At 63.1% G+C, this 16203-nt stretch carries 20 protein-coding genes; 9 read left to right on the forward strand and 11 right to left on the reverse strand.

Going from position 1 to position 16203, the window contains the following annotated elements:
• Positions 1–4: 4 nt before the first annotated feature.
• The 5 genes from LB555_RS25715 to LB555_RS25735 all read right to left on the reverse strand — a co-directional run bounded on the left by LB555_RS25715 (position 5) and on the right by LB555_RS25735 (position 3525).
• Positions 5–466, reverse strand: coding sequence for a RidA family protein (locus tag LB555_RS25715; RefSeq protein WP_015315331.1), 462 nt, complete (start codon positions 464–466; stop codon positions 5–7).
• A 37-nt stretch (positions 467–503) separates the two neighbouring features.
• A complete protein-coding gene (locus LB555_RS25720; RefSeq protein WP_140822516.1) occupies positions 504–1298 on the reverse strand; it encodes an amino acid ABC transporter ATP-binding protein in 795 nt (264 codons plus the stop codon).
• Positions 1299–1303: 5 nt separating this feature from the next.
• Positions 1304–1954 (reverse strand): amino acid ABC transporter permease, encoded by a 651-nt coding sequence (locus LB555_RS25725; RefSeq protein WP_140720061.1) that lies wholly within the window; start codon positions 1952–1954, stop codon positions 1304–1306.
• A 1-nt stretch (position 1955) separates the two neighbouring features.
• Positions 1956–2621: an amino acid ABC transporter permease gene (locus LB555_RS25730; protein WP_015315334.1), complete on the reverse strand. Its 666-nt coding sequence runs from the start codon at positions 2619–2621 to the stop codon at positions 1956–1958.
• A 73-nt stretch (positions 2622–2694) separates the two neighbouring features.
• Positions 2695–3525, reverse strand: coding sequence for a transporter substrate-binding domain-containing protein (locus tag LB555_RS25735; protein ID WP_174361987.1), 831 nt, complete (start codon positions 3523–3525; stop codon positions 2695–2697).
• Positions 3526–3695: 170 nt separating this feature from the next.
• Here LB555_RS25735 and LB555_RS25740 point away from each other — a divergent pair, with 170 nt between their 5' ends.
• The gene (locus LB555_RS25740) at positions 3696–4484 is read left to right on the forward strand and encodes an IclR family transcriptional regulator (protein WP_140616682.1); all 789 of its coding nucleotides are present in this window, start codon (positions 3696–3698) and stop codon (positions 4482–4484) included.
• Positions 4485–4513: 29 nt separating this feature from the next.
• Here LB555_RS25740 and LB555_RS25745 read toward each other — a convergent pair whose 3' ends face one another.
• Positions 4514–4717 (reverse strand): YdcH family protein, encoded by a 204-nt coding sequence (locus LB555_RS25745; RefSeq protein WP_015315337.1) that lies wholly within the window; start codon positions 4715–4717, stop codon positions 4514–4516.
• Between the two features lie 238 nt (positions 4718–4955).
• On the opposite strand from LB555_RS25745, the gene LB555_RS25750 reads away from it, so the two are divergent.
• The 4 genes from LB555_RS25750 to LB555_RS25765 all read left to right on the forward strand — a co-directional run bounded on the left by LB555_RS25750 (position 4956) and on the right by LB555_RS25765 (position 8461).
• Positions 4956–5135 carry a YdcH family protein gene (locus LB555_RS25750; RefSeq protein ID WP_015315338.1) on the forward strand — a complete coding sequence of 60 codons (180 nt, stop codon included), beginning with the start codon at positions 4956–4958 and terminating at the stop codon, positions 5133–5135.
• A gap of 333 nt (positions 5136–5468) precedes the next feature.
• Positions 5469–6722, forward strand: coding sequence for a flavodoxin-dependent (E)-4-hydroxy-3-methylbut-2-enyl-diphosphate synthase (gene ispG / locus LB555_RS25755; RefSeq protein ID WP_140616683.1), 1254 nt, complete (start codon positions 5469–5471; stop codon positions 6720–6722).
• Positions 6723–6727: 5 nt separating this feature from the next.
• The gene (locus LB555_RS25760; RefSeq protein WP_140792673.1) at positions 6728–7582 is read left to right on the forward strand and encodes a lytic transglycosylase domain-containing protein; all 855 of its coding nucleotides are present in this window, start codon (positions 6728–6730) and stop codon (positions 7580–7582) included.
• A 39-nt stretch (positions 7583–7621) separates the two neighbouring features.
• Positions 7622–8461 (forward strand): Stf0 family sulfotransferase, encoded by an 840-nt coding sequence (locus tag LB555_RS25765; RefSeq protein ID WP_224684085.1) that lies wholly within the window; start codon positions 7622–7624, stop codon positions 8459–8461.
• A 13-nt stretch (positions 8462–8474) separates the two neighbouring features.
• On the opposite strand, the gene LB555_RS25770 is transcribed toward LB555_RS25765, so the two are convergent.
• Positions 8475–10814: a response regulator gene (locus LB555_RS25770; protein WP_015315342.1), complete on the reverse strand. Its 2340-nt coding sequence runs from the start codon at positions 10812–10814 to the stop codon at positions 8475–8477.
• Positions 10815–10925: 111 nt separating this feature from the next.
• Positions 10926–11843: a polyprenyl synthetase family protein gene (locus LB555_RS25775; RefSeq protein ID WP_140712667.1), complete on the reverse strand. Its 918-nt coding sequence runs from the start codon at positions 11841–11843 to the stop codon at positions 10926–10928.
• 222 nt (positions 11844–12065) lie between these two features.
• On the opposite strand from LB555_RS25775, the gene LB555_RS25780 reads away from it, so the two are divergent.
• From LB555_RS25780 to LB555_RS25790, 3 genes are all read left to right on the forward strand, one after another.
• Entirely contained in the window at positions 12066–12827 is a 762-nt protein-coding gene (locus LB555_RS25780; RefSeq protein ID WP_140712669.1) for a biosynthetic peptidoglycan transglycosylase, read from the forward strand.
• A 141-nt stretch (positions 12828–12968) separates the two neighbouring features.
• Entirely contained in the window at positions 12969–13151 is a 183-nt protein-coding gene (gene rpmF / locus LB555_RS25785; RefSeq protein ID WP_008834724.1) for a 50S ribosomal protein L32, read from the forward strand.
• A gap of 252 nt (positions 13152–13403) precedes the next feature.
• On the forward strand, positions 13404–13805 hold the full coding sequence (locus LB555_RS25790) for a hypothetical protein (RefSeq protein ID WP_015315345.1): 402 nt from the start codon (positions 13404–13406) through the stop codon (positions 13803–13805).
• A gap of 9 nt (positions 13806–13814) precedes the next feature.
• Here LB555_RS25790 and LB555_RS25795 read toward each other — a convergent pair whose 3' ends face one another.
• The 3 genes from LB555_RS25795 to LB555_RS25805 form a co-directional block, all read right to left on the reverse strand.
• A complete protein-coding gene (locus LB555_RS25795; RefSeq protein WP_015315346.1) occupies positions 13815–14246 on the reverse strand; it encodes a GlcG/HbpS family heme-binding protein in 432 nt (143 codons plus the stop codon).
• A 161-nt stretch (positions 14247–14407) separates the two neighbouring features.
• Positions 14408–14641 (reverse strand): hypothetical protein, encoded by a 234-nt coding sequence (locus LB555_RS25800; RefSeq protein WP_023773965.1) that lies wholly within the window; start codon positions 14639–14641, stop codon positions 14408–14410.
• 76 nt (positions 14642–14717) lie between these two features.
• Positions 14718–15239, reverse strand: coding sequence for a winged helix-turn-helix transcriptional regulator (locus LB555_RS25805; protein WP_015315348.1), 522 nt, complete (start codon positions 15237–15239; stop codon positions 14718–14720).
• A 117-nt stretch (positions 15240–15356) separates the two neighbouring features.
• Here LB555_RS25805 and LB555_RS25810 point away from each other — a divergent pair, with 117 nt between their 5' ends.
• The gene (locus tag LB555_RS25810; RefSeq protein WP_318013045.1) at positions 15357–16169 is read left to right on the forward strand and encodes an alpha/beta hydrolase; all 813 of its coding nucleotides are present in this window, start codon (positions 15357–15359) and stop codon (positions 16167–16169) included.
• Positions 16170–16203: the final 34 nt, after the last annotated feature.

Genomic DNA, 16203 nt, shown 5'->3' on the forward strand with positions numbered 1-16203 from the left:
CAGGTCAGGCGGCGATCTCGACGACCGCTTCGATTTCGACGGTGATGTTTCCAGGCAGCGAGCCGACGCCGATCGCCGAGCGGGCATGGCCGCCGATCTTGTCGAAGACATCGGCGAACAGGTCCGAGCAGCCATTGACCACTTTCGGGTGATCGCTGAAGGTCGGCGTCGCGTTGACGAAGCCGAGCAGCTTGACGACGCGCACGATACGGCCGAGATCGCCGGCGGCTGCATGCATGACGGCAAGCAGATTGAGCCCGGTCAGCCGGGCATGCTGATAGGCCTGCTCGACCGTCACGTCCTCGCCCACCTTGCCGGTGCAGAGCGTGCCGTCGGCGCGCAGGGGCCCTTGGCCGGAGAGGAAGATCAGCCGCCCGCTCTCGGCATGGGTGACGAAGTTGGCGATCGGCGTCGGCGGCTCGGGCAGCGTCAGGCCGAGTTCGGCGAGCCTGATATAAGGCGTCATGGATGAAGGCTCCTTGGGCGGCTTTGGCCGCCTGAGTTTAGAAATGCGAGGCTCGGAAGCGCGCCAGGAAAGTGCGGAGGCGTTCGTTGCTGGTCTCCGCCGCGAGGATCTCCTTCGGCGGCCCGACGGCGCTGACGCCGCCATCGGCCATGAAGACGATGCGGCTCGAAGCGTCGCGGGCAAAGGCCATTTCGTGGGTTACCATCAGCATGGTCATGCCATCCTCGGCGAGGCTGCGCACCACGGCCAGCACCTCGCCGACGAGTTCGGGATCGAGCGCGGAGGTGATCTCGTCGAGCAGCAGGATCTTCGGTTCCATGGCCACGGCGCGGGCTATGCCGACGCGCTGCTGCTGGCCGCCGGAGAGTTCGGCCGGCAGGCTGTCGGCCTTGTGGCCAAGGCCGACGCGCCCGAGCCAGTGTTCGGCAATCGATCGCGCCTCGGCTTCGTTCTTTCCCCTCACCTTGGTCAGACCCAGCATGATGTTGCCGGCCGCCGTCAGGTGAGGGAAGAGGTTGAAGCTCTGGAACACCATGCCGGTCTCGGCGCGCATGGCGGCAAGATCGCGTTCGCTACGGCGCTGACGCGTTCCGGCTTCGCGAAAACCGACCTCCTTGCCGTCGATGCGGATCGAGCCGCTGTCGTAGCTCTCCAGGAAGTTGACGCAGCGCAGCAGCGTGGTCTTGCCGCTGCCGGAAGGGCCGATGACGGTCACCACTTCGCCGCGCTTCACCTGAAGGCTGACGGAGCGCAACACGTCGACGGCGCCGAAGGCCTTGGAGACATCGCGCACGTCGAGCAGCGCGGGACTGGCGTTTGGGGCTTCGGACATCGTTGCTATTCCCGGATGAAGGAGAAACGCCGCTCGAGCCGCCGGCTGGCGAGCGAGAGTGCGTAGTTGACCGCGAAATAGAGGAGCGCGCCCAGTATATAGAGCGGCATCGCTTCATAGGTGCGGCCGATGACCTGGTTGATAGCCTGCATCAAATCGGTGATGCCGAGCAGCGACACCAGCGCGCTGCCCTTGACCGCGTCGGTGACGCCATTGATCCAGGGCGGCAGGAAGCGCCTGAAGGCCTGCGGAAAGATGACGTAGGTGAGCCTCTGGCGAAAGGTCAGCCCGATCGCCATCGCGGCTTCGGACTGTCCCTTCGGGATCGAGCCGACCGCGCCCCTGAGATACTCGATGACCTGCGCCGTCTTGAACAGGGTGAGCGCGGACACCGCGGCCCAGAACGATGGCAGATGCAGCCCGATCGCCGGCAGGCCGTAATAGACGAAGAACATCAGCACCAGGATCGGAATGCCGCGAATGGTGTCCGAGAAGATGCGCACCGCCCAGCGCAAAGGGGCGGGACCATAGACCAGGCCGACGCCCAGCAGGACGCCGGCGATGAGCGACAGCACCACCACCAACAGCGAGACCCACAAGGTCACGGCGAAGCCCTGGGCAAGGAAGGGCAGTGCGTAGAGGATCTGGCCAAGCATGTCAGCGCGCCGCCCTGAACCGGCGCTCGACGAGCCGCAGCCCGAAAAGCAGCGCATAGCCTGTTACCAGATACATCGCCGTGGTGACCAGGTAGACCTCGACGATGCGGAAGGTGTTGAAGTTGATCCACTGGGCGCCGAAGGTGAGTTCGGGCACCGAGATGACCGAGGCGATCGAGGTGTCCTTGAACAGCGAGATGAAGGTGTTGGAGAGCGCCGGCAGCGTGATGCGCAGCATGGTCGGCAGGCGCACGTGCAACAGCCTCTGCCACGGGGTCAGGCCGATCGCCTTGCCGGCGTCGAGCTGGCCGCGCGGGACAGCCTCGAGCCCGGAGCGAAACACCTCGACCAGATAGGCGCCGCTATAGACCGACAGGGTCAATACAAACGAGGTTGGTGCGCTGTAGGCCAGGTCGACCACGGTCGGCAGGCCGTAGAAGACGAGATAAACCAGCAGGATCAGCGGCACATTGCGGATGAATTCGACATAGGCGGCGATCACCGCCCGCACCACGCGTCCGGCCGAGACGTACCAGACAGCGAGCACCAGCCCGATGACAACGCCGATGGCGATCGAGATCACGGCAAGCTCGAGGCTGAGCAGCAGGCCGCCCCAGAGCTTGTCGAAATGCCGCCAGATCAGGTTGAAATTGAGGGCATAGCCCATGCATCCGCCTCGGTGTGAAGGACGTCGAGTCGATAACGGAAGGGCGACAACGCCACCCTTCCGCAATCCGGGATCAGATGACCGGGAAGCCGGGGTGACGCGCCGGCGGCTCCTGGCCGAAATAGTCCTTGAAGGCGGCGTCGTAGAGCGCCGATTCATGGCCGAACATGGCGATGGTGAAAGTCTGGTTGACGAAGGTCAGCCAGTCCAAATCGCCTTGCCGCAGTGCGGCGCCGTAAAGCATCGAATACCAGCTCTTGCCGGCATCGAAATACTTGTCGGGATTGCGCGAGGCGAGCCAGCGCACGGTGGACAGGTCGACCGCGGCGGCGTCGGCGCGCTTGGACTCCAACGCCTGCAGCACGTTCGCCTGGGTGTCGATCTGCAACACCTGGGCCTGCGGCAGAGCGTAGTGGACGGAACTTTCGGCGTCGACATTCTGCAGGATGGAAATGCGTGTCGCCGAACCACCGGCCAGCAGCTTGTCGAAGGTCTTGTTCTCGGCGGTCGGCAGGGTCAGCAAGGCAACGCCTTCGACATAGTAGGGCCGGGAGAAATTGATCAGTTGCGAGCGCTGCGCCGTCATGGTCATGAACTGAATGGTGATGTCGACCTTGTTGGTGGTCACGTTGGGAATGCGCTGGGCCGGATCCTGCATGACGAACTCGACCTTGGTCGGGTCGTCGAAAAGGCCCTTGGCGAGAATGCGGCCCATGGTGATATCCATGCCGACCAGTTCGCCGGCATCGTTCTCGAAATGCCAGGGCGCGTTGGTGCTGCCGGTCCCGACAATCAGCTTGCCTCTGTCGAGCACGGTGCGCAGCAGGCTGTCGGATGCGGCCTGTGCGGCGGCCTTCTGCGCATCGACGGCTGCCAGCACGCCGGCCGTGGCAAGTCCCGCCATTCCCAATTTCAGAAAATCACGTCTTCCGGATGTGTCGTTCACGGCGACCTCCTTTCGTGTTGTGTTCCCCTATGCACAGCCCATACACGCGGCAGTGATTATCAAAGATTGTCTCTTACAAGAGACGCATGTATCCTGTACAAGACAGATACTAGCACCGGGAATCGACAATGCAAGATGGTAGTGTTTTGGCTGCTTCGGCCGACGAGAAGGCGCCGGGGTCCCGTGAAAAGGGCCTCAACCGGGTCCTGGAGATCCTGGAGTTCCTTCACATGACGCAGCGTGCGATCGGGATTGGCGATCTCGCCAAGGGCGTCAATGCGCCGCGTTCGACCACCTACACGCTGGTGCGGTCGCTGGTCGACGCCGGCCTTCTGGAAATGGCCGGCGACGGCAATCGCGTCTATTTCGGCAAGAAGCTCTACCTCTACGGGATGGACTATGTGCGCGGCAACGACCTGTTGCGGCGCGGGCGACAGGAGGTCGACCATCTGTCGCGCGAGACGGGCGAGACCTCGGAATTGTGCATGCTGCAGAGCGGCCGCTACACGATCGTCCATTCCAGCCCTGGTAGCAGGCCGTTCCGCATCAGTTCGGCCACCGGCCTGCAGATACCGCTGCCCTGGACCGCGTCTGGACGGCTATTGCTTGCGGGGCTGGATAGAGCCGCGATCGAAGCCATGGTGTCTGATGACGATCTCGTGCTGCCTGACGGGCGCAAGCTGCGGCTCGACGATTTCATCGCGGACATCGCAAAGGCAGGGGTGACCGGCTACTGCGTCACCTCGGGCCTGGTCGACGCTTACACGAAATGCCTTGCCGTGCCGGTCTTTTCAGCGCCAGGCAAGGTCGAGGCGACGATGTGCCTGGTGGTTCCGATCGATACGTCGGAGGAGCGGACCGCCGATCTCATCGGCCTGCTGCGCGGCCGCGCCGCCGGGCTCTCGATCGGCGCATAGGCGGAAAGTGCCGGCGGCGCGATTCCGTCTCAGGCGATGATGTCTGGAATGATCCTGTCTTCCAGCTTCATCAGCCGGTCCTTGAGGAACAGCTTCTTCTTTTTCATGCGCTGGATCTGCAGCGGGTCGCAATTCATGGCGATCATCGCGTTGATCGCGGCATCGAAATCGGCGTGTTCCTGCTTCAGCCGGGAAAATTCGAGGCGAGTATCGGCCTGTTCCTGATCGGACATTCTCTACCGTCTGCACGTCTGCGGCGCCCAAAACTGGGCCTGGTTGGGCGGGGGCGGCAATTTCTGCCACCGGCGCGCAGCCCATATCACATTTCACGTTGTCGTGGAATGCTACCACGCAGCATTCGACATCGCTGCTCGATGGTGGCACACTGTCATTGTGCCGTCACAGATACGACCTGCGGTGGACGTGCCTTGGCGGCTGCAATCGAGGAAACCATGAAAGGGAGAACCAATCATGTCTCTTGCATCCCATCTTGATGAGTTGCAGCGGAAACACGGCGACATCGAACGCGAAATCGATGACGCGATGAATCACCCGTCGGTTGATGACCTCGAAATCGGGAATCTCAAGCGACGCAAGCTGGCACTCAAGGATGCGATTGAGAAACTGAGGGCGCAACCAACCACGCATTGATCCTCACCTGACATAGCCGCTCACCACTGGCGGTCTTCCTTGCCGGCGGCGCCAGCCGCCGGTGCAGTGATTGCGATTTTCAGCGCTGCACCATAAGCGGAAACTAATATCCTTCGGACCCATCTTGCCCGCTTGGCCGCTGCCAGCTCGTGGGCTGTTTCAGGTCCCGGCCGGGACCAATTGCTGCCAGTGGCGACCTGTCGCCATTGACAAGCCATCTTTGCTCCTCCACCTCATGCCGGACTTCAACGCATCGGCCCCGGCTTGTGCGTCCGGGTGGACGCACGCGCTTCAGAGAGACGCATAGCGCTCCAGAGACAAAAGGCTGCCGGCATGACCGGATATTTTTCTTCTCCCTTCCCCCGCCGCACCTCGGTCGGCGTCGATGTCGGCGGCGTGGTCGTCGGCGGCGGCGCGCCGGTGGTCGTTCAGTCGATGACCAACACCGACACGGCCGATATCGACCAGACAGTCGCGCAGGTCGCGGCGCTGCACCGCGCCGGCTCCGAGATCGTGCGCATCACCGTCGACCGCGACGAAAGTGCCGCCGCCGTGCCGCGCATTCATGAGCGGCTGCAGCGGCTTGGCATCAACGTGCCGCTGGTCGGCGATTTCCACTATATCGGACATAAGCTCCTGGCCGATCATCCGGCTTGCGCCGAGGCGCTGGCCAAGTACCGCATCAATCCCGGCAATGTCGGCTTCAAGGATAAGAAGGACCGGCAGTTCGCGGCGATCGTCGAGATGGCGATCAAACATGACAAACCGGTGCGCATCGGCGTCAACTGGGGCTCGCTTGACCAGGAGCTTCTGACGCGGCTGATGGACGACAACCAGGACAAGGGTTTCCCGCTGACGGCGCAGGAAGTGACGCGCGAGGCAATCGTGCAGTCGGCGATCCTGTCGGCCGAGATGGCCGAGGAAATTGGTCTTGGCCGCGAAAAAATCATCCTGTCGGCCAAGGTCAGCGGCGTGCAGGACCTGATCGCCGTCTACACCGAGCTTGCGACCCGTTCCAACCATGCGCTGCATCTCGGCCTCACCGAGGCCGGCATGGGCTCCAAAGGCATCGTCGCGTCTTCCGCGGCCATGGGCATCCTCTTGCAGCAAGGCATTGGCGATACCATCCGCATCTCGCTGACGCCGGAGCCCAATGGCGATCGCACCCGCGAGGTGCAGGTGTCGCAGGAACTGCTGCAGACCATGGGTTTCCGGCAGTTCGTGCCGATCGTCGCGGCTTGCCCGGGCTGCGGCCGCACCACCTCCACCGTGTTCCAGGAACTGGCGCAGAACATCCAGGCGGACCTGCGCAAGAACATGCCGGTGTGGCGGGAGAAATACCCGGGCGTCGAGAACCTCAAGGTCGCGGTGATGGGCTGCATCGTCAACGGTCCCGGTGAATCCAAGCATGCCGATATCGGCATTTCGCTGCCCGGCACCGGAGAAACGCCGACCGCGCCGGTCTTCGTCGACGGCAAGAAGGCGGCGACGCTGCGCGGGCCGTCGATCGCGGCGGATTTCGAGAAAATGGTCGCCGACTATATTGACCAGCGCTTCGGTCGGGGCGGCAAGGCCGCGGCAGAGTAAGCCAGATGCGGCGTTTCCCGTGGGTGGCGCTGATTTTCCTGTGTGGCATGGGCTGGTCGACGCTTGCCCAGGCGGATCCACCGCAATCGGCCAAGCAGCGGCTGATCGACAAGGTCTGTAACCTGATCCAGGCGCATGCCGATCAGAACGGCCTGCCTCGGGATTTCTTCGCCCGCCTGATCTGGAAGGAAAGCCGGTTCGATCCCAACGCCGTGAGCCCTGTCGGCGCCGAAGGCATTGCCCAGTTCATGCCGGGCACCGCCAAGATGCGGGGGCTTGAAAATTCCTTCGACATCAACCAGGCGATTCCGGCGTCGGCCAGATATCTCGCCGAAATGAAGGCCGGCTATGGCAATCTCGGTTTGGCGGCCGCTGCCTACAATGCCGGCGAGAGCCGGGTGTCGCGCTGGCTGAATTCCGGTGGCTTCCTGCCGATGGAGACGGAAAGCTATGTCTTCGACGTGATGGGCGAGCCGGTCGACAAGTTCACCGACCGGGCCTATGCCGGCAAAGTCGAGCCACTCGACGCCAAGCTGGATTTCGCGGTCGCCTGCCGCAAGCTGCCGGTGATCATGTCCAGAACCGTGGCGATGGCCTCAATCAACATCAAGCCATGGGGCATTCAGGTGGCGGGCAATTTCCGCCGCAGCGCCGCGATCAGCCAATGGCTCAGGGTACGGGGCCGTTTTCCGGCCCTGCTTGCCGGGCATGATCCGGTGGTCAGCCGAGTGCGTACGCCGATCGGCCGGCGCGGCATCTACGCGGTCCGGATCGGCGTCGACGACCGCGCCGCCGCCAATGTCATCTGCCAGAAACTGCAAAGCATCGGTGGCGCCTGCGTGGTGGTGCGCAACCGGTAGCCGAGGAGGGTTGGGCTGCACGGGGCACACGCCGTTGGAATGTGCCCATCGTATCCAGCAACGATTTCAGCTATAGCGGCGCCGGACCGGTGGGCTGGTCCGCCTTCGGCAGCTACAGGGACAGCGATGTTCGACGCGTACATTATCTGCGGCACGCCCAGAACCGGCAGCACCTTGCTGTGCAAACTGCTGGCGGCCACCAGAACGACCGGCGATCCACACTCATTCTATCGGCGGCAGGATGTGTCGGAGTGGGCCGAAGAATGGAACCTGCCGCCTCGCGACACGATGGGCGAGCTTGAATTCCAGCTTGCCTATCTCAATGCGGCGATCGATGCCGGCAAGGGTGGTACGGAAATCTTCGGTCTGCGCCTGATGCGAGAAAACCTGGACGAGCTTTCAGCGATCCTCGACCGGATTTTTCCGGGGCTTGTGTCGGACAAAGCGCGTTTCGAAAGGGCTTTCGGTCGCGTTCTCTACGTGCATCTGTCGCGTGAGAACAAGCTTGCGCAGGCTGTCTCCCTGGTCAAGGCGGAGCAGACCGGCCTTTGGCACGTCGCTCCCGATGGAACGGAGATCGAAAGGGTCGGATCGCCAGGAGAACCGCGGTACGATTTCCAGCGTATCAGGGACGAAGTCGCCGAGCTTGAGGCCTATGACGCAGCGTGGAACACATGGTTCGCCGAGCAAGACATAACGCCACTGCGGATTGGCTACGAGCGGCTTTCAAGCAGCCCGGCGGCGACACTGATTTCCATCTGTCAGGCCTTGGGCGTACAGTCGCCGAACGCCGGGGATGTGAAACCGGGTGTCGCGAAGCTCGCCGACGCGACAAGCCTCGACTGGATGCGCCGCTACCATCTGGACGCAACCGTCTGACGCCGGACGGAGTTCAGGCCGTCTTGGCCACCACCGTTTCGCTGAGCCAGGTGCCTATCTTGGCGCCGAGGCGATCGGGCGAAACGGGCTTGGGCAGATAGTCGTCCATGCCGGCCTCGATGCACTTGTCGCGGTCGCCCTTCAGCGCATGCGCGGTGACGCCGATGATCGGAATGTGGCCGCCCGACGACGCCTCGATCGCCCGAATGGCGCGTGTCGCCTCGTAGCCGTTCATTTCCGGCATCGAGACGTCCATCAGAACCAGCCTCGGATGCAGCGACCGGTACATCTCGACCGCGGTGCGGCCATTGCCTGCGATGCGGTAGCTCAAGCCCAGCCCATTGAGGATTTGGCCGAACACCATCTGGTTCACGTCATTGTCCTCGGCGATGAGGATGTCGATCGGGCTGTTCGGCGCGGCATTCGATTCCGGCACTGCCGCGATCGGCATGGCGGGGCCGCGGATAACCGTGAAGGCCGGCGGAGCCGGCTGAGGCATCGGTTGGATCGGTTCGCGAATGAAGTGCGCCTTGCCGACCTGCGAGCGCGCCTTCTGGATGACCGAGATGACGGTGCCGAGCAGGACCGCCGAGCGCGCCGGCTTGGTCAGATGCGCCGATATACCGAAGTCGATGATCATCTTGCCGAAATCGACCTGGTCGACCGAGGTCAGGATAACGACTGGGATGGTGGACAGCCGGCTGTCGGCGGCGATGGCCCGGGCGACATCGGCGCCGTTCATGCCGGGCATCTGATAATCGAGGATGATGCAGTCGACGCTGGCGCCGAGCTGGCAGGCGCGATCGAGGAAGGCGAGGCCAACCGCGCCGCTTTCGGCGGCGGCGCAGTCGAAGCTCCAGCTTCTGAGCTGTTCTAGCAGGATCTCGCGGTTGACCGGATTGTCGTCGATGACCAGCACACGCGCGCCGGTGACGTCGACCGGCACGATGGCGTCGCGCGCCTCGGCACGGTGGACCGGCAGCGGCACGGCGAACCAGAAGACGGAGCCGCGGCCGATCTCGCTCTCGACGCCGATCTTGCCGGCCATCAGGTCGACGAGGCGGGCGGCGATGGCGAGCCCAAGGCCGGTACCTTCGTGACGGCGGGTCGAGGAGCCATCGACCTGAGCGAACTTCTCGAACACGTTCTGCAATTTCTCGGCCGGGATGCCGATGCCGGTGTCCTCGACGCGCAGCTTGAGCTGGACGACGTCGTTGACGGTTTCGCCGCCGACATCGATCAGCACATGGCCCTTCTCGGTGAATTTCACCGCATTGCCGACCAGGTTGGTGACGATCTGCCGGAAGCGGCCGGCGTCGCCGACGACATAGGCCGGCAGCCTGGGATCGACGCGCACGATGAGTTCCAGGTTCTTCTCGGCGACGCGCGCCGAGACAAGCGTCGCCACGTCCTCCACCGCTTCCGAGAGGCGGAAGGGGGCGGGGTCGAGCGTCAACTGCCCGGCATTGATCTTCGAGAAGTCGAGGATGTCGTTGATAATGGTGAGCAGCGCGTTGCCCGATTTGACGATAACGTCGGTGAACGTCTTCTGGCGCGGGTTGAGCTCGGTCTTGGCCAGCAATTCGGCCATACCGAGCACGCCGTTCATCGGTGTGCGGATCTCGTGGCTCATATTGGCCAGGAATTCCGACTTGGCGCGGTCGGCGGCCTCTGCCTTGAACAAGGATTCGGCCGACTGGGCAAAGGCGCGACGGATCGCCTGTTCCATCGGGCGGAAGATCCAGAAAGCGACGATGCCCAGGACGGCAAACAACAAGCCGCTTGCCCACAAAAGCAGCCGGTCGCTGGACGCGTCCGCCTGATGGCGTTCGTCGTCCATCGCGGTGCGGACACGCACCAGCATGGGCTGAACGAACAGGTCGTTCTGGTTGCGGATCTCGCGAGTGCTCCATTCATCGGTCTTTTGCGCCACCGACATCAGGTTGAAGTTGCGAACCATGTCACGCGGCGACCAGAACAGGTCGCCATTGACCGAAGCGGCCGCGAGCTCGCTGACGGTCTTGGCCGACAGGCGCGGGCGGATCGCGGCGAGCTGGGCGGTCAGGGTCTCGATCTCGCCGGTCAGCCGCTCGGAATGGTCGCGCGCCGAAGCCGTCAGCGCATCGCGCGTCTCGATCCGCCAGGCGGAACTGGTTGTCTCGGCGAAGCTGGTGGCGTTGCGCAGATCGCGGGTGAAAATGACGAGATTGCTGCTCAGCGCATCGATTTCATGGCGCAAGGAATTGACGCGATTGAGCGCAACCATGATGGCGGCTGAAGCCAGCGCGAAAACCAACAATCCTGAAAGATAACGTATCCGGACGGACCGGATAAAGGAAGAATATTCCGGCATGCGCAACCCCAACACATACGCATCATTCTAAGGATTGGGATTACGCTTCATTTACATTAAGATTTCGTTGGTGGACCGCAGGTGCACCGCGCAACCGACATGAGCCTGCCGTCAGCTGTTACGGGTTGCGACGAAGATCGCCGCGGCCTTCAGCAGGGCAGCCTTTTCGCCATAGGGTTCGAGCAGCGCGTGCGCCTGGCCGACGAGGCCGTCGAGCTGCTTGCGTGCCCAATCCGCACCGTGCAAGGCCACCAGCGTACCCTTGCCCGCGGCGGCATCCTTGCCGGTCGCCTTGCCCATCTGCTCGGCGTCGGCCGTCAGATCCAGCAGGTCGTCGGCGAGCTGGAAGGCCAGGCCGATCGCCGAACCGAACTCGGCAAGCCTTTCCAGGTCATCCGACTGTGCGCCGGCCAGGATCGCACCCGCCTCGCAGGCGAAGCGGATCAGCGCGCCAGTCTTCATCGCCTGCAGTGTTATGATGCCGGCCTCGTCCGGTCGCACCTGCTCGGCTTCGAGGTCTAGTTTCTGGCCGCCGACCATGCCACCGGCTCCTGCGGCGCGGGCGAGCGCCAGCACCAGGGCTGCGCGCCGTTTGGCCGGCAGCGCCGTCGCTTCGCCGGCGATGATGTCGAAGGCAAGCGTCAGCAAGGCGTCGCCCGCGAGGATGGCGGTGGCTTCGTCAAAGGCCTTGTGCACGGTCGGCTGGCCGCGGCGCAGGTCATCGTCGTCCATCGCCGGCAGGTCATCGTGGATCAGCGAATAGCAATGCACGCATTCGAGCGCCGCCGCGACGCGCAACGCCGCTTCGCCATCGGCGGAAAACAGGGCGGCACTTTCCATGACCAGGAAGGGGCGCAGGCGCTTGCCGCCGTTCAACACGCCATGGCGCATCGCCGCCATCAGACGATCGGGCCGAGCGATCTCACCCGAAAGCGGTCGGTCGTCGAGCAAGCGACGCAGCATCACCTCGACGGCGGCCGCGCGCCTGATGAGCGCCATTTCGAACGCCATTTCGTCGTCATTCGTCATGGCCGGGACCGGTAGCCGACACTCAGACGTTGCGCAAGAAGGCAAGCGCCATTATGCCGGGGCGGTAAGAGCCCGTTTGGAAACTCATCTCCTGCGGTCATCTGAAGGCGTTTTCCGCGCTTCCGGTGTTCACGTACTCGAATGTACGCTCCGCTCCGGTTCTCGAAAACACCCTCACATGACTCACGGGAGCCAGTTTCAAAGCGAGTTCTCTGGCATGGGTTGGGCGGCTTGGCGGAACCGATCGTCGATCATGAGACCGAAAAGCTGGACATGGCGACGAGATCGCGAGGCGTGAGCCGCCGCAGTCTCAGGCGCTGGGTCCGGCGCGGCATCGTCGTGGCCGCCGTGCTGGCGCTCATCCCGGTGGTGCTGACCTTTCTCTACCTGCCGTCCTTCGTGCATCCAGTGTCGACGCTGATGCTGAAGGATCTCGCGACATTCTCCGGCTACGACCGGCGCTGGGTGTCGATCGATGATGTCGCGCCTGTGCTCGCCCATTCCGTCATCATGTCGGAGGACGGGCAGTTCTGCTTTCATCGCGGCGTCGATCTTGGCGAGCTCAGGGGGGTCGTCGATGATGCGCTGGCCGGCGAGGCGACGCGTGGTGCCTCGACCATCACCATGCAGACGGTGAAGAACCTCTTCCTGTGGTCGCGGCCGCTGGGCTCGGTGCGCAAGGTCGTCGAACTGCCGCTGGCCGTCTATTTCGACGCGGTGATGTCGAAGCGGCGCATTATGGAGATCTATCTCAACATCGCCGAGTGGGGGCCCGGCATCTACGGCATCGAGGCGGCGGCGCGGCACCATTTCGGCATTTCGGCAAAGCAGCTGTCCAGACGGCAGGCGGCCCTTCTCGCCGTCACGCTGCCCAATCCGATCGCCCGCAATCCGGCAAAACCAGGGCCGGGCTTGAGAAGGCTCGCCAATCTGATCGAGCGGCGCGCCGGCCGCTCCGGCGCCTATGTCGGTTGCCTGGACTAGCCGGTATAAAAAAGATTCACCACAGTGCTGGCCAAAACGGTGTCAGGCGTGTATAGGCACCCGACTTTCTCAGATTTAGGCCCCGACATGGCCCTTTCACGAGGGCGGGCGGGGCTTTTGACCATGTAGTGGAGCATATCCATGGCCGTTCCGAAACGCAAAACCTCTCCGTCCAAGCGCGGCATGCGCCGCTCGGCCGACGCCCTCAAGGCCCCGACCTATGTCGAGGACAAGAACTCCGGCGAAATGCGCCGCCCGCACCACATCGACCTGAAGACCGGCATGTATCGCGGTCGCCAGGTGCTGACGCCCAAGGAAAGCTGAGACCAGCTTTTCCCAAGCAACCGAGTTACAAAAGACCGGCTTCTGGCCGGTCTTTTTGCGTTTTGGCCTTGCCCTGCGCGCCGGCTACTTCAAGCGCTGAGCTTTTTTGTCTCGTCTTTCATGTCGGCCGGGCAACCGGCTGACATGGTTGTTGCATCCGGTATTCGACCGTGTTTGCGGCCGCGCACGAAAAATCTTGACGCCGTGCCTGTGGGGCATTCTACAGAAGGTGCCCCCATATGGAGACGCCAGATGTTCGGTGCCGTCCCGCTTTTGATCGTGCCTTTCGTGCTCTACAATCTCGGCCTGCTCGGTATATTCGGCGGCGGCGACGATCCGTGGGCGAGCGAGATGTTCTCGTTCCGCATGATGTCGGGCGGGGTGTTCTCGATGACGCTCGGCGACCTGATCGTGCTGATCGGGCTGATTTTTCTGTTCCTTGAAATGGTGAAGTCGGCGCGCACGACCACCGCCTCGATCATGGACCATCTGTTGTCGACGCTTGTCTTCGTTGCTTTCCTGGTCGAGTTTCTGCTGGTGAAGGGTGCCGCGCACTCCATCTTCTTCACGCTGCTGATCATCGCGCTGTTCGACGTGCTGGCCGGGTTCGCGGTGTCGATGCGGTCGGCCAGCCGCGACATCAATTTGAGTTAGACCGGAACCTCAGCCCGGATCGGCGGCGAAGCCGGCGGCTTCGATGCCGGCAATCGCGGCCGCCTCGTCATTGTCAGACGTGTCGCCGGAAATGCCGACAGCGCCGATGACACTGCCTGCCTTGTCGCGGATCAGCACGCCGCCGACGACCGGCAGCACGCGTCCACCCGACACGTCGGAAATGCCGGCAACCAGATGCGGGCGCTCCTTGGCGAAGGCCTCGACCCTGCGCGAGCCCATGCCGATCGCCAGCGCGCCATAAGCCTTGCCGGCCGACATTTGCGGGCGCAGGAACGAGGCGCCGTCCTGGCGCTGGAAGGCGACCAGGTGCCCGCCGGCGTCGAGCACCGAGACGCCGAGCGGCTTGAGCTTGAGGTCGGCGCCCCTGGCGAAGGCGGCATTGATGATCTCGACGGCTTTTTCGAGCGACAGAGCGGTCATGGCAATCTCCTGTTGAACAGCCCAATCATCGCCGGCCAGCCGGACCAGGCAATCCCGCTTTCGGTTGAAATTGCTTCCCGCGCAGCAGCGGGACGAAGGCGTGCCTGTCGGATGCGTTACGACCGCTCGATCCAGGACGAGGCATTGGCGGAGAGACGGGGCTATTTTTTCTTGGCGCGGGCCGGCTTCTTGGCAGGTGCGGCAGGCGCGTTGGCTAGATCTTCGGCTTCCTTGGCCAGCCGCAGCGCCCGCAGCTTGTCGGTCTTGGCCTTGCGGGCATCGCTCTCGGCGACGTATTCGGCCATGGCTTTCTGCCGGACCGTCGCCGCCTCTTCCTGCTTCTTGAAGCGCAGATCGGCACGCGCGCGGGCAGTGTCCCTAGAGTTCTCAACCAAGAGCGTATCCAATCCCGTGAAGTGTGATTTCCGTCCTTTGTAGCAGAGCCGGCCTTTCAACGGGGAAAATAGTTGGTCAGACGGCCGGGCTGGCGTTGCGGGCCTTTTCGGCAACCACCGCTTCATAGGCGGCCTGCAGCGTCGCGCGGACAGAGGAGCCGGGCGCTGTGTCGAGGGGGGTGCCGAGATGCTCATGGCGCAATTCGTCCATGAATTTCTCCCACATTGGAGGTCCGCCCTTTTCCAGGAGTTCGGCGCGGATCGAGAGTTCCTCGCTTGTCGGCAGCCAGACGCGGCCCCAGGCGCCGAGATGGGCCAGGATGGGCACCAGCGTGATGGCCATCTCGGTCAGGCTGTAGATCGCCTTCTGCTTATGACTGGGGTCGTCCGCCTTGGTCAGCATGCCGAGCTCCATCAGCCGCTTCAAACGGTCTGCGAGGATGTTGGAGGCGATACCCTCCATCGAGCCGTTGAGCAGCTCGCGAAAATGGCGCCTGCCGCCGAAAATCATATCGCGCAGGATGATCAGGCTCCAGCGATCGCCGAACACCTCGAGCGAAAGGTTGATCGGGCAGCCGGACCGGCGATCGAGGGTCATTCCATTTTCTCCACAAAAACCGGTTGCATTATTGTATCGGTTTTATTATCGTGCAACCGATTGCAAAATGCAAGCAGATGAGGAGGCCATGAAACGACGAGCAAAGACCGTCCCGAGATCGTATCGGAAGCCTTTGGCGATCCGGCGGATCCGGCGCTGCTGCTGATCATGGGCGCGATGGCCTCGATGCTGTGGTGGCCGGAGGCGTTTTGCCGGAAGCTCGCGAATGCCGGCCTTTACGTGATCCGCTACGACAATCGCGACACCGGTCGGTCGACCAAATATCAGGTGGGGCAGCCGCCCTACACTTTCGACGACATGGCTGACGACGCGATAGCCGTTCTCGACAGTTACGGCATCGGCAAGGCGCATGTCGCGGGCATGTCGATGGGCGGCATGATCGCGCAGTTCGTCGCGCTCCGGCACCCTTTGCGCGTCGCTTCGCTGACCGTGATCAGCAGTTCGCCCGTGGGGACCGACACGTCGCATCTGCCGCAAACGACCGATGCCTATATCGAGCATTCGGCCGATGGGGCCAAAGTCGACTGGGCGGACCGCCGCCAGGTCATCGACTTCATGGTCAGCGATGCACGCGCGATCGCCAGCACCGCGCATCGGTTCGACGAGGCCGGGATGAGGGCGTTCATCGAGCGGGATTATACCAGGTCCGGCGGCTTGCTCAGCGCCACCAATCATTTCATGCTCAAGGGCAATGACCAATGGAAGGGTCGCCTGCACGAACTGGCGGTGCCGCTTCTGGTCATCCACGGCACGTCGGATCCCATCTTTCCGGTCGAGCATGGCGAGGCCTTGGCCCAAGCAGTTGCCGGCGCGAAACTCCTTCGTGTCGAAGGCGGCGGTCACGAACTGCATCCGGATGACTGGCCTGATATAGAAGCCGCCATTGTCGAGCATGTCCGATCCAGCTGAGACTTCGTGGGCGAGCCTTGACGAGCGAGGCCTG

Origin of the sequence: Mesorhizobium sp. BR-1-1-10 (genome assembly GCF_020165595.1) — a bacterium.
GTDB classification, from domain to species: Bacteria; Pseudomonadota; Alphaproteobacteria; order Rhizobiales; family Rhizobiaceae; genus Mesorhizobium; species Mesorhizobium australicum.